The sequence below is a fragment of the Avibacterium sp. 20-126 genome (assembly GCF_044358625.1).
GTDB lineage: Bacteria > Pseudomonadota > Gammaproteobacteria > Enterobacterales > Pasteurellaceae > Avibacterium.
This window is the reverse complement of record NZ_CP091457.1, coordinates 1,582,919-1,603,290: the sequence shown is the minus strand read 5'-3', so window position 1 is coordinate 1,603,290 and position 20,372 is coordinate 1,582,919. Positions and strand designations below refer to the sequence as shown.

Sequence of the window (20,372 nt, the reverse complement as noted above, 5' to 3'; positions counted from 1 at the left end):
AAATCTTACTATGAAATAAAAAAGGATTAATGCTGTTGCTGGAAGAAACCCAATTAAGAAAAACATGTTATTCCACTGTAGTAGTTTTGGTAATGAGTAATCATTTATAAATAGCGTCTCGTTATTCTTCTCTTCTTTTTTTAACCAATGTTTTTTACTTCTTTCTATGAGATTGTTATCATTATATTCATATGTATAGAGAAAAGATATAAAGAGAGTGAGTAATAAGTATAGGAAAAAGAATATTAAAAAATATTTGTTATTGATAATCTGAATTAAAACAGTTGGAAAAAACAAGATGAAAGTTGTGGTTGGCATGTTGAAAAATGCACTTCTTATAATCATGGACGGTATTACCTTGCCATTTTTATTCAGGAAATTAAGTAGTAGATAAAAACATAAAAGGTATATCGCCTCAAATGTTACATATGTATAAAGTATGTGCTTTAATCGGCCATGTTCAAAGCTATTATATATAATTAATTGATGTGAAAATACAAATATAAACATCATAAAAAATGCAATTAAAGAGTATTTAGATATTCTATTATGGGGTAATAATATTATTTTTGATTTGCTCATGCTATGTTACTCAAATGCTTTGTGTAGAATAATTTTTCCTTGGTTAGAAACTTTGGAGTATATTATAGATATGGCTGTTATAATTAGTGCGCCGCCCATAATAACAAAGAATATTGGTATTGTCGTAGTTACAGTAGCTAATCCAGCCATGATGGTTGATATTATAAAGGAAGATGAATAATATCCTAAAATAGCAGATATTAAATTAATGCCAACCCTTCCAAGCAATTCAACAATACTTTTTGACCCTTCTTGAGAATTCATAATATCTTCATAATCTCCCCATACATCTAAGAAAAATGCAAGAGTCGACAATTTGCTAAAAGTCCCTTTTAATGTGTTAGATAAATTTGTTACTTCTTGGAATGCGAATTTTGTTCTTGTCATATTTTTACTGATATGAAAACCTCCTAAACTGGAATAGCTCTTACTAGATAGTCCTCCACTAGGCAAAGGGGCTGGGATACTTCCTTTAAATGCAATACAAACGTATCCTTTAACCCATTTTATCTGAATTTTTCTATTAGATAGAGAAAGTAACTTTTTATTAGATGAAAGATAATCAATAGTCGGATAGATTAATCCATAGTATTGCAAAATATTTTCTAATTCATCATATTCTCCTTGTTTTAAAATTAGTTTCAATTCATCTAATTCATTTAATGAAATCTCTTGAGCGATTTTATATTTATGGGCAATACTTCCATAAGGATCAATTGATAGAGGGACATTGATTTTATTTTTGAATATTTTCTTAGGTTCTAAAAAAATGAATACACCAACTTCCTCAGGCTCATTTTTGATGCAAGCATAACCATTATCTTTCCATAATTCATCAAAAGCCTGAAGAACGCGTTCAGGTTGATAGAGGGGTTTAAATACTTCCTGATGATTAAATTGATCAAGCGTTTTTACCCATTTATAAGCACTTTGTTGATGAGCCTTATGAATGCTATGTAGTTGATTGATGTCTGGCACATCTGAAAATCCAATATACATAGGCTCTAGCCATAAATCTGGTTTTTCTATTTCTTCGGTCTGAATGCCTATTCTTGTGGTTTTGTATCGTCCCAGTTCTTTATCTTTTGAGCGAACAATAAATGTGCCATCAAAAAATCGGCTCACTTGGACACGGTAGGGAATGCCTTGATTTGAAATAGAGAAGTTACCCTGTATTAATTTTTTGGTTTGTTTATCATAAACGGCATTGAGTCTAAAATTGTTGCTATCTTTTTCGCTTGGGAGAATTTCAACGGTTAAATCCGTAAATAGTTTCGTTTGGAAGTTGAACACAACTTCTTGTACAGAGCCTAATAAAATAGTGTAATCACAAGAACGAGCGAGTTTTTCAACAGGTTCTCCAGGTAAGAAAATATAGCGAACTTCTTTTCTTCTTGTTGAAGTTTCATTGTGATGCGCTGCTGATGACATCTACTTTTTCTCCCTTGTTGACTGAGTTGCAGTAAAAAAGTTGAGACTCGTGTCTTCTATCTCTATTTTCCCTTGGCTATCTGCAGTAAGTTGAAGCGACTGACCCGATTTAGAGGGTGTGAGAGTGATTTCTTCTCCTTGTGGGGATTTTCCATAGATATCTGCATATTGTAAAGTCATTTTTTTATCTTCATATTGTGATTGGTTTGAAGCTAATTCGACTTCTGTCTCCTGCATCCCAATATGCACGCCATCCAACCAAATGCCTTCTTCATTCATCAAAATCGTGTTTTTACCAAAGCGAAGGAGAATCTTTTCATTGTCCATCGTCAGGCTGGTTTGTTTGCCCACTTCAAGCTCAATACGGTCGTGTGCCGCGTTGAAAATCTCTTTCGCTTGGATAGCTTTAAGTAAGCTGATGGTTTCAAGATTGTTTCCCGCTAAGACGGTTTTGATGTCATTACCGGTGGTGATTTGGGTGGTTCTGCCTTGGTCAATTTGAGTACGTTGGCTACCGTTAACCGTTAAAGTGCGGTGGTTTTTAATGTGATTTTTTTGGTCATGTTCAACCCGTGTGGTCATATCCCGCTGGGCATGCATTTCAAATAATTCTCGGTTCGCGGCATCCTCAAAGAGAATGCTGTTGTAACCTTCCCCTTTGTAGGTTTTCGATTTAATGTGCATTTGGGTATAGGTAGCAGGCAGATTACCCGGTGGGATTTGTAGCTCATTATACACGCGTCCAATAATCAGCGGTTGGTCTGGGTCGCCTTCTAAAAAGCTCACCACCACTTCTTGCCCAACACGTGGAATAGCGAGCATCCCCCAGTTTTGCCCCGCCCAAGGTTGAGCAACACGCACCCAGCAAGAACTTCTGGAATCGTTGAATTCCCCTTTATCCCAATGAAATTTCACTTTAACCCGGCCTTGGTAATCCGTGAAAATTTCTTCCCCTTTGGGGCCTGTGACTACCGCAGTTTGTGTGCCACAGATTTGTGGTTTTTGAGGGAAATTACTACGGAAAGTTTTCTCCGGAGAAAGACATTCAAAGCGATTAGTGATAAAGGTGGTATTTTCACGTTGACTAAAATGGCTTTCCTCTTCCAAGGCTTGCGGTTGTTCTCCATGATGTTGAATGTAAGTTAATTGCCAAGGCTGATTGAAGTCAGCACGAGGATGGAGATGAATGTGTAAGAGCTGACCTATTCTTAAAGCTGGGTGATTGCTTTCTCCCTCGCCCGTATGTGCATCACGGCGTAAACTGTCGAGACGATATTGGGCAAAGCGTTCGCCACTGTCATTTTTATAGCGACCAGGGTAGTCGTAGTAAGGATAGTCTCCTTGAAATTGAATCTCTTCTTGTGTGCCTTGTAAGCCATATTCCGCATTCCAGTTTGGTTTTTTGAAGGTGTAATCTTTTAACAATACTTCAGAAGGACGAATTTGTTCGGTCCATTGGAAGGTACGGAGATGAGGGGCTTGGCGTAATACGGTAGGATTGGCATTATAGTCAAGGGAGAGGGTATCTTCCTTGGATAAACGATGGGCATCATCGTAAATAAAGAGCCGGTCAATTTGATTATGTTCATCTTCCGTACAAAAGAAAAACAAGCCTTCTTCACCGATAATCCGTTGGAAAAATTCATAATCGGTTTCGCGGTATTGCACACAATATTCCCGTCTTGTGCGGTAGGCGATATCAATGGTGTGAAAAAGCACATTGGAATCGCTCAGCAGGGTTTTTAAGATATCTTCAATGCTGGTATGTTGGAAAATACGCGAGCGTCTTTTTTGGGTTAATCGCCAGAGATGAGGGGAGAGGGTAAAGTGATAAAAGGTATAGCGTTCACCGGTTTTACCGAGTTTGATTTGTGTTACGATACCGGAGATATTCCGTTGTCGCTCACCATCTTGCCAGATGGAAAGGGTTGCCGCGCAGTCGAGTAGTGAACCAAATGGAAGCTGATTATGTTGTGTTGCCGCGACAATGGAGAGTTTAAAGAGGGAATTATAGCCTTCTTCGAAATCGAATTTGACAACACGGAAGGTGTCAGGCAGCAGTTGTGCCACTTCAAGGGTGAAGTGGAGATCGTTAGCAACGGAGAAGGTTGGTATTTTAGTCTCATTTCGGTACATAGGATACCCTTTTCATTGATATGCAATGGTTCATTTATCTTCATAATATAAATGAACTTAGGTGAATTCACAATCAATGAAAAGGAGATGTTCTTGGTATGCTGATAAAAGTGCGGTGGTTTTTCGCCTATTTCTTAATACTCGACAAATCATATTGAAATTGACAATTCTTATTTCCCCCAATTCGGCAGTGTTGTCGGTTTATATGGTACAACTTTGTAACGTGATTTATCTGGGGCTGGATCATCTACCCGTATTATGGCTAGATTTCCCCACTTATTGGGATAAGGTGCGTGTTCATCGTAATTCTCACGATTTACACAAAAATAAAAGTGGTATTCCTCCTTTCCAATAACACGTTCAAAACGATAAATCGCGTAACATATCTCTCTACCAATATATTTTTCTTCACCGCCACCGTATATTCTTTGATCTTTGGGTGATAAATCGAGAAAGAAGAATTTTTCTTTAAACGTTAAATTAAATTCTTCAAAATCACTGTCTAAAAAGTGGATTGTCTCCCCATAATCATCATTCCAGAGGCTTATTCCGGCAAAGTCCCAATATTTTTTATTGAAGCGTTTGCTAATTTGGCTACCATATATGCCCTTAATAAAAATTTCTTTATTGCCTTCACGCTTTTTTTCGAAGGTGTGATAGTTAAAAATCTCTCCATATCGAATGGGCGAAAAGAATTTTTTAGGCAGAACTTCCCCGCCTTCAAAAGGCTTGCCTAATTTAGCGATCTCGCCTGCTATGCTAGATTTTTGACCAAGAACATTTAAGCTACTCCAAATTAATTTTTTAACAATAGCAATATCCTGTGGTGTAAATTGGTAGGCGTGTTTAGGGGTTATATGATAGATACGAATATATTCCTTATTTATATCCTCATTAGAAGAAGATTCGGCAGAACAGGTAATATAAATAAGGCAGCAACAGAAGCTTACTAAAGTTTTTCTAAGTAGATTCATCGTGTTTTCTCCAGTTCCCAGAAGACATCATACGGTTGTTCGTTATCTCGAATGGCGGTAATAAATTCATCCCAAAACTTTTTTGTTATATATTCATCCCCTTTATCTATTACTTTTCGTCCAATAAGTTCATTCTTGGCTTCATATTCTTGCATTTGGTCATAAAACGCATAAGGATTAATCGCGTGGATATGCCCTGTCATCACAGCACTTCTTCCCCAAGGTAAATCAGGCAAAATATTTGCAATGGCATCATACCTTACCACTTTTGCACAGGTATAATTGTTTGCAATATTATAATATTGCTCTCGTTGTTTTATTCCGTTTCTGATTCGTACTACATTTTTATAAATGGCTTCATACTGTGCTTCGGTAATTTTTAATTGAAACAAGGTGACTTTTTCGGATATTCGGTAGTCGGCGGTCGCTATTCCATAAGCACGATTGAAGTCCTTTCCGAGCTCATAGCCGACCTGAGCGGCAGGATAAGGGGCTAACATTTGATTAATTTGATAATATTCAAAGGTTCTAATAAGAAATTTATCATTTTAAAATCTTGTAAAATAAGATCATTAGCAAGCTCAGATAAATATATCCCATAACTATATAGCATAGGATGAAATGTATTAAAAAAATATAAAACCAGAATTAAAATAATAAAAAGACATAATAAAACAGGATAGAAATAGACAAATAATTGGGCAAACTATGAAAAATAAATATTTCTTAGTGTGGAAAAATGTTCTTATCAAAAACCATAAGGTAAAAGAAAGAATGTAATATAAATATATTCCTTGATAGTCTACAACTCTAGAATATCTAAAACCTCCTGTACAGACATATAACAGAAAGAAAGTAATTATAGCGAACCATTCAGCATTTTGTTTAAGAAAGATATTGTTCATTTTTCTTTTATTCTTTTGGAAGCCCATCTAAAAACCTATGTACGTCTAATTTTCCTCTATTGATATAGTCTAGCATATTTTCTCTTATAGTTTTTTCATCCTCATATTCAGAAGAATCAGGATCTTCATCTATATAGTTAATCTTTTTAGAGATAAAGTCTAAGTATTGTTTTTTTATGTTAGATGATGAATATAATTTTAAACAGGAATTAAGGTCGTTGTGGAAATATTTATCCAGCATAACTCCTTTTTTTGGAAAGATAACATCTTTTTCAATAATAATATATTTTTCCAGTAATTTATTACTTTTAAATAATCTAGGGAGGGGATAAAGGTTATTATAAAGATGTATATATTTATTAGTGAATAATGAGTTCTTTTCCATTCCTATTCTTACATCAAGACAATGTAATGTCCCTAAATATTGGAATTGCTCCAAAGCTAACTCGTCATTAGAAAGTTTCTCTTTTACTTGTGTAAGCAAGTTGGATGCATTGCTATTATTTATAATAAAAAATAAAAGTGTTAATAAAAGCTTTTTGTTTGGCATATCATCTTAACTCTAAAAATAAAATTTGTTCTTTAGTATTTTTACTAATGAGCATACGGCATAAATTATTATTTTTCTAAACTTTCAACAAAATCAGACAGCTCTTTTGATTTATAAAAACTAATGCATTGTAAGAATATATCATTAGCTATAATATCTTTTCTTTCCTCCATGTGAATTATATATTTTTGTTTATGAAATTCATTCGTTTTTTGAGTTACAAAATTCATTAAATCATATATTTCCTGTACCGAATGATTTTCGGATAACTTAGAAGCATCATTTAATTCAATGCCAAGCTCTTTGTAGTTTATAGTTAAACATAGTTTTAAAGCATAATCTCTAAAGTCTAAAAATACCTCTTTTTCTTTAGCAAAGCAGGGTACGCTTAAAAACAAAAATAATAAAATAAGTCTCATTTTAACTCCTTTCTATAATATTACTCCTTTAGGAATCTAAGAATAGACTTTATGTATATATGTTGTTTATATAGTTTCAATTTTTTATTTTAATATAAGTCTTCGATATAAATAACAAAACAGAGATAAAAAATAATAAAAAATATTCAAGATATATCGAAATAACCTCTCTTTCTATGTTCGATTTAAATGAGTTAGTGGCATTTATGAAAGCCCATCCGCCAATTAATATAGAGAGCGTGATTAAAGATAAGAAAATAAAATATTTTCTTCTTTTTGAAAAAAAACTAAAAAGAAAGTGAATTGACAGAATATGATTGCAAGAATAAAAAAAAGAAAATATCCTCTTGTAAAGGGTGTGATCCATAGTTTCATCAACGAATATACTATATTTTATATTTAGGTTGATATCGATTATTATTAATGCAAAAAAAATGGCAAGGATTGTAAATAGTATGTATTTCATATTTCATCTCTTTTTAGTTGAAGTAGGACTTTATTTGTGATGTGAAGTCACTAATGTTAGTTGAGGATATTTTTCTAGTCTCCATAAAGTTTCCTAATTCTAATGGTGCAATGATTCCTTCTATTTTGTATCTATATTCTATATTATCGGAAGAGTCTTTTAATTCAATGTTAAATATGTTTGTGCCAGCATACTTTAATGAGTCAATAGTAACTGTTGTGCAGTTTCTATAAAATAAATTATATTTACTAATAACCTTTCCATATTTTTTCCATATCTCTTTTTTGTTAGAGTTATTAGGTGTTTCATTACTATTATTCCACAAGTCCTCAAAGAAAGTTATGTTTTTATCTAATGAGACATCATTGATTTTATATATTTTATAATTTTGGGGCTGTAGTAGATTAGCCCTAAATTTCACACTATTTTCGCAATATTTTTAACTGCTCTTTTGGTGTCCCAAAGTTAAACCGAAATTCACATTCCTTCAAGAATAAAGGAAAGTTTTTTCGGTTAATTCCATTATATTTTCGCAGTATCCGCTTCGCCTGATTCCAAAAACTTTCAATGCCATTAATATGATTTTGTTTCACCGCAAATAGCTCGGAATGATTGATTCGTTCGTGGTGAAATTCACTCACATCAAGCGCATCATAACTGCGATAAGTGTCCGTATAAACCCAGCTATCAGGCTTGATTTTTCTTTTAATAACAGGGAGTAATGTTTCACTCTTGGTGTTTTCAACCACAACAGTAAATACCTTTCCTTGTCGTTTTAGTAACCCAAAAACAGCAACTTTTCCAGCCGCTCCTCGTCCTCGTTTTCCCTTTCGATGACCACCAAAATAGCTTTCGTCTAGTTCAATTTCCCCCTCAAAAATCTCGTTAACTTCAAGGGATAAATGATAGCCAATCACAAGCCTGATTTTATGGTAGAACAAAGCGGCTGTATTCGGTTGAATATCTAGCAAATTTGCTGCTGTTCTTGCAGTAACTTCTGCAACAAAAAACTCAAGCAGTTTTTTCTGTATAGATTTCTTTAATTTACAATATGTTATCTTCATTTTTGTAGTATAGCATTGTTGCTAATCTACTACAGCCCCCTTTATTTTTTCTTTGGGTTGTAATGATTTTTCATAAAGAGTAATAATGGATTAAGTATAAGTATCAATGCCTCGACATATAAGTTATCAATGATATATTTTATTGTGGGTATGGATTGATTGCTTTTTATGCTTAATAAAAATAATGCCATTAAAATAGTATAGTAAATAAAAATAAGCACCTCAATAGATAAAATAAAAAGTATTAATTTTCTATTTACTAAGCAAATAAATCCCATTATTGAGTATAACACGAATAGCTTTGAGATTTGAGAAACTATACCTCTTAGTTTTGATAGATTTTCAAATGAAAGATTACTAATGTAAAGAAAGTCATCCCCTATTCTTATATTAATATCTACATAGGTGAGTATGTTATATAAGTATAAAAAAACAAGCATCGCAGTTATTATTTTTTTCATGGTTTTCACCCTGGAAATAGAGTTAGCTTCATATATTGCGTTATGTTTTTTACTATTGCAGAATTATTGCTGTTCTCCAAATAATTTTGTAATCCAGCAGGTGTAAGAAGTATACTCCAAAGTGGCTCTTCTGTTTTATTTAAGTTAGAGAATAAGTTGCTACCCGCTTTTTCAATAGTATCAATTGTAATAGTTGTACAATTCCTATTGTATACAGCATAAGTATCAATGACATGCCCTTTTGTTATCCATAAATTTTTAATCTTAGGATTATCTTTAAATTTTTCGGGGTTATTCGGTTTTTCATTACTTCTACTCCATTCAAAATTTAAGATACTAAGCACTTTACAAGGGGTAATGTCCAATATTTTATAGACAGAACAAAGACTATCATGTTTACTACTTTTCATATATAGTATAGCTTCACAATCCTCGAATTTTCCTAAAACTCCCTCTCCTGTAATTTTCCAGAAATCAACATCATCGTATCTTCCATATGTATAAACAGTTATATGATTATCAATACTAGTCATAATGTAAGCATGTCCCCATCCTTCCGTTTCAACCCACACATACACTCCATCAGGAATTCTTCTCGTGATTTGAACTTTAACAATACTCTTAGTCGGGTCTTGTGTAAATGTTCCGACGGTTGTCTTTTTCTCTTTTTCCATTATTTCCAACTCCAATGATGATTTTCTGCTTCATCAATATGTAACCGAATTTCAGCTTCAGCAGATTGTTCACTAAAATAGACAGGTGTCAACCCATTTTCATCCGTTATACCTTTCTGTTCGCTTTCTGGCAATTTGATTGTAAATGGCGTATTTTGGTAAGGTCTTCCTTCATCATCTAATAGATGGAACTGAAGCCGATAGAGTGGTTTTAATTCCCCGGTATTATCTGGCACTTGCAACTCCTTCTCCTGCATTCCAATATGCACGCCATCCAACCAAATGCCTTCTTCATTCATCAAAATCGTGTTTTTACCAAAGCGAAGGAGAATCTTTTCATTGTCCATCGTCAGGCTGGTTTGTTTGCCCACTTCAAGCTCAATGCGGTCGTGAGCATAGTTGAAAATCTCTTTCGCTTGGATAGCTTTAAGTAAGCTGATGGTTTCAAGATTGTTTCCCGCTAAGACGGTTTTGATGTCATTACCGGTGGTGATTTGGGTGGTTCTGTCTTGGTCAATTTCAATATGTAATTTCCTATTTCAATTATTATAGTTGCGCTTTTAAAACTTAAAATTATTTTAAGTCAGATAAATTATATTTATATATAAAATCCTTATACAACTTCTTTAGTTTTTTATTGTCAGTAAATAGATCCTTACAGATAAATGTTGGAGAGCTATATTCCAACTTAAAATATTCATCCTTTAATTTATATTTTTTAATAGTGTTGTTAATGTTTTCATTGTAGTATTTATTTAAAATTATTTTTATGTCACTCCACTTATAGTAATAGTCAAATTTAGAGTTTAAACCATTTAATGTTTGAGAATGTTTTTTAAAGAAAGAATATTTATTGGTTTTATCTTCAGTTTGCAAATGATAGATTTTATCAATGCAAAGACTCTCTCCTAAATCAAGAAATTGATGATACAGTTCCGCATCCTGTATATACTCTTCTTTAGTAATTATGTTATTTGTTTCTCCTATAGCACTATTGGCTAGAAATAATAAAATTAATCTTTTCACTTCCTTCTCCTTAGTGATATATAAATCAACTTCTATTTTTAGATTTTTCATAATTGATTGATGTTATTAACCTAATCCTGTATATTAATAAATTCTCATTTCTAATCTCCCATTTTAAGTGTTTGGGATGTAAACACTACCTTAATAGGAAATGAGATAAGACTAATTCTATTATTGTAAATGAAGTTAGAAATAACACTATTGCTACTTTTTTATTTTTTAAAATCATATAAGTTGTTGGTGCAGAAAATATAATAGATAGAATTAATGAAGCAAATATACTGTCCCAAAGTGCCCTTTCCATTCCGCTTCCCCAATAATAGCTAAAGTCTGGAAATATAAAAAGAATAAAAAATCTAAATCCACCAAACCAAAAAGCTATAAGAATTAATATGTATATTACAATGTAAGATAGTAGTCTAATCATTCTATTCTCCAAAATAATACTTTCTTTGCATGTCTGAGATCAGATAAACCAAATAATTCTCCTATACTAGGAAAATTTAATCTTGCCCAACTGGAAATAGGATTCATGCTGGCTAATTCACCTTTATTCCATAAGTCAATATGATCTCCTGTTCTGATTCCATTTTTTTCTCCAGGTCTAACCCAATAATCTTGAAAAAAAATAATTCCTGTTTTATTTCCAATATGTTCTTCAAAATTTTTTCCGGTATATATTTCAGGCTCAAGGATTCCAGGGAAAGGTTTTTTAGTTAACCAGTTAGCTAACTCTTGAGCGCGTAATACATGCATTTTAGGATAATTACATTTACCATAGCATTTTGCCCCTTTGAAAGAACGCATTTGTAATCCTATTTTTAATAGTGTTTCACTTATATTTATTGCACAATGATCATTAAAAATATCTTGTCCATTACTTTCATTGCTTATATGTTTCGGATTGGTATCTGGATAATTATTCCATAGTTCTTTAAATTTAATAGTTCTTAATTTTAATTCTTTTATAGAGTTGTGTTTGTTATTAGTTTTTTCTTCACTATACCATAGCCATCCCATATCTATTTTCTCCTTATTCTTCATCGTAAAAATATAAAGCCTCATCTCCGAAGTATATTTTTATAACTTCGGATCTATTGCCTGTTATAATCTTGGGGATCTCCCCATTGTCATTTGTATAACCAAAAATATGTTTACCGCTATCAGTTATAATGAGAAATGGGTAACCAACAATTTTTTCTCCTGTATCTATATCTGATAAGAAGAATGTTTCATCATACTGCTCTTGCAATTCCCCTGTATTATCCGGCACTTGCAACTCCTTCTCCTGCATTCCAATATGCACGCCATCCAACCAAATCCCTTCTTCATTCATCAAAATCGTGTTTTTACCAAAGCGAAGGAGAATCTTTTCATTATCCATCGTCAGGCTGGTTTGTTTACCCACTTCAAGCTCAATACGGTCGTGTGCCGCGTTGAAAATCTCTTTCGCTTGGATAGCTTTAAGTAAGCTGATGGTTTCAAGATTGTTTCCCGCTAAGACGGTTTTGATGTCATTACCAGTGGTGATTTGGGTGGTTCTGCCTTGGTCAATTTGAGTACGTTGGCTACCGTTAACCGTTAAAGTTCGGTGGTTTTTGATGTGATTTTTTTGGTCATGTTCAACCAGTGTGGTCATATCCCGCTGGGCATGCATTTCAAATAATTCTCGGTTCGAGGCATCCTCAAAGAGAATGCTGTTGTAACCTTCCCCTTTGTAGGTTTTTGATTTAATGTGCATTTGGGTATAGGTGGCAGGCAGATTACCCGGAGGAATTTGCAGCTCATTATACACGCGTCCAATAATCAGCGGTTGGTCTGGGTCGCCTTCTAAAAAGCTCACCACCACTTCTTGCCCAACACGTGGAATAGCGAGCATCCCCCAGTTTTGCCCCGCCCAAGGTTGAGCAACACGCACCCAGCAAGAACTTCTGGAATCGTTGAATTCCCCTTTATCCCAATGAAATTTCACTTTAACCCGGCCTTGGTAATCCGTGAAAATTTCTTCCCCTTTGGGGCCAGTGACTACCGCAGTTTGTGTGCCACAGATTTGTGGTTTTTGAGGGAAATTACTACGGAAAGTTTTTTCCGGAGAAAGACATTCAAAACGATTAGTGATAAAGGTGGTGTTTTCACGTTGGCTAAAATGGCTTTCCTCTTCTAAGGCTTGCGGTTGTTCGCCATGATGTTGAATGTAAGTTAATTGCCAAGGCTGATTGAAGTCAGCACGAGGGTGGCGATGAATGTGTAAGAGCTGACCTATCCTTAAAGCAGGGTGATTACTTTCTCCCTCGCCCGTATGGGCATCACGGCGTAAACTGTCGAGACGATATTGGGCAAAGCGTTCGCCACTGTCATTTTTATAGCGGCCAGGGTAGTCGTAGTAAGGGTAGTCTCCTTGGAATTGAATCTCTTCTTGTGTGCCTTGTAAGCCATATTCCGCATTCCAGTTTGGTTTTTTGAAGGTGTAATCTTTTAACAACACTTCAGAAGGACGAATTTGTTCGGTCCATTGAAAGGCACGGAGATGAGGGGCTTGGCGTAATACGGTAGGATTGCCATTATAGTCAAGGGAGAGGGTATCTTCCTTGGATAAACGATGGGCATCATCGTAAATAAAGAGCCGGTCAATTTGATTATGTTCATCTTCCGTACAAAAGAAAAACAAGCCTTCTTCACCGATAATCCGTTGGAAAAATTCATAATCGGTTTCGCGGTATTGCACACAATATTCCCGTCTTGTGCGGTAGGCGATATCAATGGTGTGAAAAAGCACATCGGAATCGCTCAGCAGGGTTTTTAAGATATCTTCAATGCTGGTATGTTGGAAAATACGCGAGCGTCTTTTTTGGGTTAATCGCCAGAGATGAGGGGAGAGGGTAAAGTGATAAAAGGTATAGCGTTCACCGGTTTTACCGAGTTTGATTTGTGTTACGATACCGGAGATATTCCGTTGTCGCTCACCATCTTGCCAGATGGAAAGGGTTGCCGCGCAGTCGAGTAGTGAACCAAATGGAAGCTGATTATGTTGTGTTGCCGCGACAATGGAGAGTTTAAAGAGGGAATTATAGCCTTCTTCGAAATCGAATTTGACAACACGGAAGGTGTCAGGCAGCAGTTGTGCCACTTCAAGGGTGAAGTGGAGATCGTTAGCAACGGAGAAGGTTGGTATTTTAGTCTCATTTCGGTACATAGGATACCCTTTTCATTGATATGCAATGGTTCATTTATCTTCATAATATAAATGAACTTAGGTGAATTCACAATCAATGAAAAGGAGATGTTCTTGGTATGCTGATAAAAGTGCGGTGGTTTTTCGCCTATTTCTTAATACTCGACAAATCATATTGAAATTGACAATTCTTATTTCCCCCAATTCGGCAGTGTTGTCGGTTTATATGGTACAACTTTGTAACGTGATTTATCTGGGGCTGGATCATCTACCCGTATTATGGCTAGATTTCCCCACTTATTGGGATAAGGTGCGTGTTCATCGTAATTCTCACGATTTACACAAAAATAAAAGTGGTATTCCTCCTTTCCAATAACACGTTCAAAACGATAAATCGCGTAGCATTTATCTTTACCAATATATTCTTCAGTATTTCCTGCATATTTAACTTGATCTCTTGACGATAAATCGAGAAAGAAGAATTTTTCTTTAAACGTTAAATTAAATTCTTTAAAATCACGGTCTAAAAATTGGGTTGCTTGTCCATAGTCATCTACGCCAAGACGTATTAGAGCAAAATCCCAATATTTTTCATTGAAGCGTTTTCTAATTTGACTACTGTATATGCCTTCAACAAAAATTTCTTTATTACCTTCACGTCTTTTTTCAAAAGTATGATAGTTAAAGATTCCTCCATCTCGAATGGGTGAAAAGAATTTTTTAGGCAGAATTTCCCCACCTTCAAAAGGTTTACCTAGCTTAGAAATCTCTTCTGCTATGCTAGATTTTTGACTGAGAACATTTAAGCTACTCCAAATTAATTTTTTAACAATAGCAATATCTTGTGGTGTAAATTGGTAGGCATGTTTGGCGGTAAGCTCATTGATATCAATATATTGTTTTTCGATAGTCTCCTGATTAGTTGTTTCTGCAAAACAGGTAATATAAGCAAAACAGAAGCATAGACTGGTTAGTATCTTGTATAATCGGTTCTTCGTTGTCATTGGGTTGTCTCCGGTTATAAAAAAACATCGCGTGGTTGTTTTTTATCTCGAATTGCCTTAATAAACTTATTCCAGAAAAGTTCTGTATCATCTTTGCTTCCTTTATCGATTACTTTTCGTCCAATAAGTTCATTCTTGGCTTCATAATCCTGCATTTGGTCATAAAACGCATAAGGATTAATTGCTTGGATATGCCCTGTCATCACAGCACTTCTTCCCCAAGGTAAATCAGGTAAAATATTTCCAATGGCATCATCCCTTACCACTTTTGCACAGGTATAATTGTTTGCAATATTATAATATTGCTCTCGTTGTTCTATTACGTTTCTGATTCGCACCACATTTTTATAAATGGCTTCATACTGCGCTTCGGTAATTTTTAATTGAAACAAGGTGACTTTTTCGGATATTCGGTAGTCAGCGGTTGCTATGCCATAAGCACGATTGAAGTCCTTTCCGAGCTCATAGCCGACCTGAGCGGCAGGATATGGGTCTAACATTTGATTAATTTGTTCTTGGTTAGGGAGTTGGTGTTTTTTTCTATATTCAGCTAATCGTTCAGCATCATTAGCTAAAGGGCCAACACTTAAGAAAATGGTGGCATTTAGGTTTTTAGTCAAATACATAAATGCATGCCCGGGGTCAGTGAGTACCTGATGAACAGGCATGTCTATTTCGATATCTCCCCAATCATCCTCTAGGGGAATTCGTTGATAAGCGGATTGTTGAGGCTGATTATCGTCCCCTTCATTTTTGTTCATTTCCTCTTCAAAATTAAGGTTAGTTAAAGGTGATTTATTGACCTCAAAGCCAAGTACAAGAAAATAAGCGTCTTCAGCGTGTATCGTATAGCTGTTATTTTCAATGGGTTGCGTCTTGGTTTTGGTTATGATGGGAGTTGGCATTTATTGCTCCTTATCTTTATTACTTATTTCCCCCAATTAGGCAGCGTTGTTGCTTTATATGGTACAACTTTGTAACGTGATTTATCCAATTTTGGCTCATCTAACCGTTCAATCACAATTTTTCCAAATCGATAAGGGTATTTATCCGTTTCTTGGTAATTATTGCGACTCACACAAAAATCAAATTGGAGATGGGCTTTTTCATCTTTACGTTCAAATCGATAAATTGCATAGCAATTTTTTTCTATCGCTTCGAATCGCCCTGTTGCTTTAAAGTAAGAATCTGAATACCCGGCTAGGGAGGATAATGTGTTTTTTAAGAGAAGATCTTTTAAAAAGTATTTTTGTTTAAAAACTAGATTTAAGTCATCGAAATCTTTTTGAGTAAACTCTGAGTTCATTGCTATTCTTTCCGCAACGGGAAATATTGTTGCTGTTTTCCAGAAGTTTTTAGTTTTTTTATCAAAACTACTGTCATAATATCCATGAATTTCGAAATTTTCTTTTATTGACTTACCAAATAGATAAGAGTAAGTAAAGTATCCCTTGGTTATTGGAGTAAACAGTTTTTTAGGGACAATTTCTCCCCCTTCGAAATTTGAATTTAACTCTCTTAATACTGAATAAATACTATTTTTTTCTATTATTTCTATGTTTTTTTGAAGAAAGAACTTAAAGTCGGCTATGTTTCTTTTGGTAAATTGATATTTTTTAATTTCATTAATGTATATTATTGAAATATTGCCCCTCCCGGAACTTTCTTGTTTTTCTATAGAAGAAGCACTACTTCCATATGATGATGTAAGTAATAGAAATATTGCTAATAATACGCTTTTCATTTTTTTGCTCCTTTTTCTAAAATAATATCTTTCGGCATATTTTGAAAAAGGAGATTTTTCTTATTGCCATCTTTAATTGCATGAATAAACTTATTCCATTGCGTCTGTTGATCATCTAAGTCGATGATAAACTCTTGTATAAATTTTGATTTTTTCTTATATTCCTGCATTTGGTCATAAAACGCATAAGGATTAATCGCGTGGATATGCCCTGTCATCACAGCACTTCTTCCCCAAGGTAAATCAGGTAAAATATTTCCAATGGCATCATCCCTTACCACTTTTGCACAGGTATAATTGTTTGCAATATTATAATATTGCTCTCGTTGTTCTATTACGTTTCTGATTCGCACCACATTTTTATAAATGGCTTCATACTGCGCTTCGGTAATTTTTAATTGAAACAAGGTGACTTTTTCGGATATTCGGTAGTCGGCGGTCGCTATTCCATAAGCACGATTGAAGTCCTGTCCGAGTCCATAGCCGACCTGAGCGGCAGGATAAGGGGCTAACATTTGATTAATTTAATAATATTCAAAGAATCTAATAAAAATTTATTATTTTAAAAGCTTGTAAAATAAGAACATTAGCAAGCTCAGATAAATATACCCCATAACTATATAGCATAGGATGAAATGTATTAAAAAAAATATAAAACCAGAATTAAAATAATAAAAAGACATAATAAAACAGGATAGGAATAGACAAATCATTGGGCAAACTATGAAAAATAAATATTTCTTAGTGTGGAAAAATGTTCTTATCCAAAACCATAAGGTAAAAGAAAGAATGTAATATAAATATATTCCTTGATAGTCTACAACCTTAGAATATCTAAATCTTCCTGTGCATACATATAACAAAAAGAAAGTAATTATAGCAAACCATTCAGCATTTCGTTTAATAAAAATATTTTTCATTTATGTCTCTCCACTATAGTTTTATAGTTATATCTGATAATTTTCTTAATTGGTCTCCTAGTTGATTGGGACGGCTAGTTATTTCTAGGTCCTTAAATTTACCAATTCCACCTTTAAGTACTTCACTTGAGCATTCAGTGCACCCCATAGGACCACAACTTCTATCTGCCTCTATATTACTTTTGATTCTTTCTCCTTCTTCGTCAGAAAGATAAAATATATGTGCATAAACATCTTCACCATCCTCTTTTTGATAATTAATATAATCTTCAAATGAAAAATCATTTCCTGATAATGTATAGCCACTGCCTGGGTAGATAATTTCGCCACTTTCTCTTTTGAAAAAATAACTTCCACTTGGGTCATATAATAAAGATTCGCTCTTATTTTGAGTGTTTTCAAGAATCATTCCTGTATGTGTACCAATACCCCAAACATTATAGAGATGAAATGAATCTTCCCATGTATTCTCATTCGTTATTACATAGAGAATATATTTTGGTCTTGATATTTTAATGGTTTCCACATAGTCATTTATTTTAAAATTTGCTTTTGATGTTTTGTTATTTACCATGTCCAGCTTCTCTCATCTAATTTATTAATATGTAACCGAATTTCAGCTTCAGCAGATTGTTCACTAAAATAGACAGGTGTCAACCCATTTTCATCCGTTATACCTTTCTGTTCGCTTTCTGGCAATTTGATTGTAAATGGCGTATTTTGGTAAGGTCTTCCTTCATCATCTAATAGATGGAACTGAAGCCGATAGAGTGGTTTTAATTCCCCGGTATTATCCGGCACTTGCAACTCCTTCTCCTGCATTCCAATATGCACGCCATCCAACCAAATGCCTTCTTCATTCATCAAAATCGTGTTTTTACCAAAGCGAAGGAGAATCTTTTCATTGTCCATCGTCAGGCTGGTTTGTTTACCCACTTCAAGCTCAATGCGGTCGTGTGCCGCGTTGAAAATCTCTTTAGCTTGAATGGCTTTAAGTAAGCTGATGGTTTCAAGATTGTTTCCCGCTAAGACAGTTTTGATGTCATTACCGGTGGTGATTTGGGTGGTTCTGCCTTGGTCAATTTGAGTACGTTGGCTACCGTTAACTGTTAAAGTGCGGTGGTTTTTGATGTGATTTTTTTGGTCATGCTCAACCAGGGTGGTCATATCCCGCTGGGCGTGCATTTCAAATAATTCTCGGTTTGCGGCATCCTCAAAGAGAATGCTGTTGTAACCTGCACCTTTGTAGGTTTTCGATTTAATGTGCATTTGGGTATAGGTGGCAGGCAGATTACCCGGTGGGATTTGTAGCTCATTATACACGCGTCCAATAATCAGCGGTTGGTCAGGGTCGCCTTCTAAAAAACTCACCACCACTTCTTGCCCAACACGCGGAATGGCGAGCATCCCCCAGTTTTGCCCCGCCCAAGGTTGAGCAACACGCACCCAGCAAGAACTTCTGGAATCGTTGAATTCCCCTTTATCCCAATGAAATTTCACTTTAACTCGACCTTGGTAATCTGTGAAGATTTCTTCCCCTTTGGGGCCTGTGACTACCGCAGTTTGTGTGCCACAGATTTGTGGTTTTTGAGGGAAATTACTACGGAAAGTTTTCTCCGGAGAAAGACATTCAAAACGATTAGTGATAAAGGTGGTATTTTCACGTTGACTAAAATGGCTTTCCTCTTCCAAAGCTTGCGGTTGTTCTCCATGATGTTGAATGTAAGTTAATTGCCAAGGCTGATTGAAGTCAGCGCGAGGGTGGCGATGAATGTGTAAGAGTTGGCCTATTCTTAAAGCTGGGTGATTACTTTCTCCCTCGCCCGTATGGGCATCACGGCGTAAACTGTCGAGACGATATTGGGCAAAGCGTTCGCCACTGTCATTTTTATAGCGGCCAGGGTAGTCGTAGTAAGGGTAGTCCCCTTGGAATTGAATCTCTTCTTGTGTGCCTTGTAAGCCATATTCCGCATTCCAGTTTGGTTTTTTGAAGGTGTAATCTTTTAACAACACTTCAGAAGGACGAATTTGTTCGGTCCATTGAAAGGTACGGAGATGAGGGGCTTGGCGTAATACGGTAGGATTGGCATTATAGTCAAGGGAGAGGGTATCTTCTTTAGATAAACGATGGGCATCATCGTAAATAAAGAGCCGGTCAATTCGATTATGTTCATCTTCCGTACAAAAGAAAAACAAGCCTTCTTCACCGATAATCCGTTGGAAAAATTCATAATCGGTTTCACGGTATTGCACACAATATTCCCGTCTTGTGCGGTAGGCGATATCAATGGTGTGAAAAAGCACATTGGAATCGCTCAGCAGGGTTTTTAAGATAGCTTCAATACTGGTATGCTGGAAAATGCGAGAGCGTCTTTTTTGGGTTAATCGCCAGAGATGCGGGGAGAGGGTAAAGTGATAAAAGGTATAGCGTTCACCGGTTTTACCGAGTTTGATTTGTGTGACGATACCGGAGATATTACGTTGTCGCTCACCATCTTGCCAGATGGAAAGGGTTGCGGCGCAGTCGAGTAGTGAACCAAATGGAAGCTGGTTATGCTGTGTTGCTGCGATAATGGAGAGTTTAAAGAGGGAATTATAGCCTTCTTCGAAATCGAATTTGACAACACGGAAGGTGTCAGGCGGCAGTTGTGCTACTTCGAGAGTGAAGTGGAGATCGTTAGCAACGGAGAAGGTTGGTATTTTAGTCTCATTTCGGTACATAGGATACCCTTTTCATCGATATGCAATGGTTCATTTATCTTGATAATATAAATGAACTTAGGTGAATTCACAATTAATGAAAAGGAGATTTTCTTGGTATGCTGACAAAAGCGCAGTAGTTTT

At 35.2% G+C, this 20,372-nt stretch carries 19 protein-coding genes; all 19 read right to left on the bottom strand.

The window, feature by feature from the left end; genetic code table 11:
- Positions 1-588: 588 nt before the first annotated feature.
- Positions 589-2,013 (bottom strand): hypothetical protein, encoded by a 1,425-nt coding sequence (locus tag L4F91_RS07455; RefSeq protein WP_395895738.1) that lies wholly within the window; start codon positions 2,011-2,013, stop codon positions 589-591.
- Positions 2,014-4,149, bottom strand: coding sequence for a type VI secretion system Vgr family protein (locus tag L4F91_RS07450; protein ID WP_395895736.1), 2,136 nt, complete (start codon positions 4,147-4,149; stop codon positions 2,014-2,016).
- A 170-nt stretch (positions 4,150-4,319) separates the two neighbouring features.
- On the bottom strand, positions 4,320-5,123 hold the full coding sequence (locus L4F91_RS07445; protein WP_395895734.1) for a hypothetical protein: 804 nt from the start codon (positions 5,121-5,123) through the stop codon (positions 4,320-4,322).
- Entirely contained in the window at positions 5,120-5,623 is a 504-nt protein-coding gene (locus L4F91_RS07440) for a hypothetical protein (protein WP_395895732.1), read from the bottom strand. Before L4F91_RS07440 ends, L4F91_RS07445 begins: the two co-directional genes overlap by 4 nt.
- A gap of 412 nt (positions 5,624-6,035) precedes the next feature.
- A complete protein-coding gene (locus tag L4F91_RS07435; RefSeq protein WP_395895730.1) occupies positions 6,036-6,578 on the bottom strand; it encodes a hypothetical protein in 543 nt (180 codons plus the stop codon).
- Positions 6,579-6,646: 68 nt separating this feature from the next.
- On the bottom strand, positions 6,647-6,997 hold the full coding sequence (locus tag L4F91_RS07430; protein ID WP_250349975.1) for a hypothetical protein: 351 nt from the start codon (positions 6,995-6,997) through the stop codon (positions 6,647-6,649).
- A 479-nt stretch (positions 6,998-7,476) separates the two neighbouring features.
- The gene (locus L4F91_RS07425) at positions 7,477-7,884 is read right to left on the bottom strand and encodes a hypothetical protein (RefSeq protein ID WP_250349988.1); all 408 of its coding nucleotides are present in this window, start codon (positions 7,882-7,884) and stop codon (positions 7,477-7,479) included.
- A 1-nt stretch (position 7,885) separates the two neighbouring features.
- A complete protein-coding gene (locus L4F91_RS07420) occupies positions 7,886-8,527 on the bottom strand; it encodes an IS1595 family transposase (RefSeq protein WP_250349989.1) in 642 nt (213 codons plus the stop codon).
- A gap of 466 nt (positions 8,528-8,993) precedes the next feature.
- Positions 8,994-9,662 carry a hypothetical protein gene (locus L4F91_RS07415; protein ID WP_250349990.1) on the bottom strand — a complete coding sequence of 223 codons (669 nt, stop codon included), beginning with the start codon at positions 9,660-9,662 and terminating at the stop codon, positions 8,994-8,996.
- Positions 9,662-10,033 (bottom strand): hypothetical protein, encoded by a 372-nt coding sequence (locus L4F91_RS07410; RefSeq protein ID WP_395895727.1) that lies wholly within the window; start codon positions 10,031-10,033, stop codon positions 9,662-9,664. The genes L4F91_RS07415 and L4F91_RS07410 overlap by 1 nt, the downstream gene beginning before the upstream one ends.
- A gap of 202 nt (positions 10,034-10,235) precedes the next feature.
- Positions 10,236-10,688, bottom strand: a complete 453-nt coding sequence (locus tag L4F91_RS07405) for a hypothetical protein (RefSeq protein ID WP_250349992.1) — start codon at positions 10,686-10,688, stop codon at positions 10,236-10,238.
- Between the two features lie 423 nt (positions 10,689-11,111).
- Positions 11,112-11,708, bottom strand: a complete 597-nt coding sequence (locus tag L4F91_RS07400; protein ID WP_250349993.1) for a type VI secretion system amidase effector protein Tae4 — start codon at positions 11,706-11,708, stop codon at positions 11,112-11,114.
- Between the two features lie 13 nt (positions 11,709-11,721).
- Positions 11,722-13,881: a type VI secretion system Vgr family protein gene (locus tag L4F91_RS07395; RefSeq protein ID WP_395895725.1), complete on the bottom strand. Its 2,160-nt coding sequence runs from the start codon at positions 13,879-13,881 to the stop codon at positions 11,722-11,724.
- A gap of 170 nt (positions 13,882-14,051) precedes the next feature.
- Positions 14,052-14,864, bottom strand: coding sequence for a hypothetical protein (locus L4F91_RS07390; protein ID WP_395895723.1), 813 nt, complete (start codon positions 14,862-14,864; stop codon positions 14,052-14,054).
- A 14-nt stretch (positions 14,865-14,878) separates the two neighbouring features.
- The gene (locus L4F91_RS07385) at positions 14,879-15,769 is read right to left on the bottom strand and encodes a hypothetical protein (RefSeq protein WP_250349996.1); all 891 of its coding nucleotides are present in this window, start codon (positions 15,767-15,769) and stop codon (positions 14,879-14,881) included.
- Positions 15,770-15,792: 23 nt separating this feature from the next.
- Positions 15,793-16,608, bottom strand: a complete 816-nt coding sequence (locus tag L4F91_RS07380) for a hypothetical protein (protein WP_250349997.1) — start codon at positions 16,606-16,608, stop codon at positions 15,793-15,795.
- Complete coding sequence (locus L4F91_RS07375) at positions 16,605-17,123, bottom strand: hypothetical protein (RefSeq protein WP_395895720.1); 519 nt, start codon at positions 17,121-17,123, stop codon at positions 16,605-16,607. The genes L4F91_RS07380 and L4F91_RS07375 overlap by 4 nt, the downstream gene beginning before the upstream one ends.
- Before the next feature lie 418 nt (positions 17,124-17,541).
- Complete coding sequence (locus L4F91_RS07370) at positions 17,542-18,102, bottom strand: hypothetical protein (protein ID WP_250349999.1); 561 nt, start codon at positions 18,100-18,102, stop codon at positions 17,542-17,544.
- On the bottom strand, positions 18,096-20,249 hold the full coding sequence (locus L4F91_RS07365; protein ID WP_395895718.1) for a type VI secretion system Vgr family protein: 2,154 nt from the start codon (positions 20,247-20,249) through the stop codon (positions 18,096-18,098). Before L4F91_RS07365 ends, L4F91_RS07370 begins: the two co-directional genes overlap by 7 nt.
- Positions 20,250-20,372 lie beyond the last annotated feature (123 nt).

Bases quoted from the DNA above. Each gene is read 5' to 3' on its own strand.
- L4F91_RS07455 (WP_395895738.1), bottom strand. From the start codon at position 2,013: ATGTCATCAGCAGCGCATCACAATGAAACTTCAACAAGAAGAAAAGAA.
- L4F91_RS07450 (WP_395895736.1), bottom strand. From the start codon at position 4,149: ATGTACCGAAATGAGACTAAAATACCAACCTTCTCCGTTGCTAACGAT.
- L4F91_RS07445 (WP_395895734.1), bottom strand. From the start codon at position 5,123: ATGAATCTACTTAGAAAAACTTTAGTAAGCTTCTGTTGCTGCCTTATT.
- L4F91_RS07440 (WP_395895732.1), bottom strand. From the start codon at position 5,623: ATGTTAGCCCCTTATCCTGCCGCTCAGGTCGGCTATGAGCTCGGAAAG.
- L4F91_RS07435 (WP_395895730.1), bottom strand. From the start codon at position 6,578: ATGCCAAACAAAAAGCTTTTATTAACACTTTTATTTTTTATTATAAAT.
- L4F91_RS07430 (WP_250349975.1), bottom strand. From the start codon at position 6,997: ATGAGACTTATTTTATTATTTTTGTTTTTAAGCGTACCCTGCTTTGCT.
- L4F91_RS07420 (WP_250349989.1), bottom strand. From the start codon at position 8,527: ATGAAGATAACATATTGTAAATTAAAGAAATCTATACAGAAAAAACTG.
- L4F91_RS07415 (WP_250349990.1), bottom strand. From the start codon at position 9,662: ATGGAAAAAGAGAAAAAGACAACCGTCGGAACATTTACACAAGACCCG.
- L4F91_RS07400 (WP_250349993.1), bottom strand. From the start codon at position 11,708: ATGGGATGGCTATGGTATAGTGAAGAAAAAACTAATAACAAACACAAC.
- L4F91_RS07395 (WP_395895725.1), bottom strand. From the start codon at position 13,881: ATGTACCGAAATGAGACTAAAATACCAACCTTCTCCGTTGCTAACGAT.
- L4F91_RS07390 (WP_395895723.1), bottom strand. From the start codon at position 14,864: ATGACAACGAAGAACCGATTATACAAGATACTAACCAGTCTATGCTTC.
- L4F91_RS07385 (WP_250349996.1), bottom strand. From the start codon at position 15,769: ATGCCAACTCCCATCATAACCAAAACCAAGACGCAACCCATTGAAAAT.
- L4F91_RS07380 (WP_250349997.1), bottom strand. From the start codon at position 16,608: ATGAAAAGCGTATTATTAGCAATATTTCTATTACTTACATCATCATAT.
- L4F91_RS07375 (WP_395895720.1), bottom strand. From the start codon at position 17,123: ATGTTAGCCCCTTATCCTGCCGCTCAGGTCGGCTATGGACTCGGACAG.
- L4F91_RS07370 (WP_250349999.1), bottom strand. From the start codon at position 18,102: ATGGTAAATAACAAAACATCAAAAGCAAATTTTAAAATAAATGACTAT.
- L4F91_RS07365 (WP_395895718.1), bottom strand. From the start codon at position 20,249: ATGTACCGAAATGAGACTAAAATACCAACCTTCTCCGTTGCTAACGAT.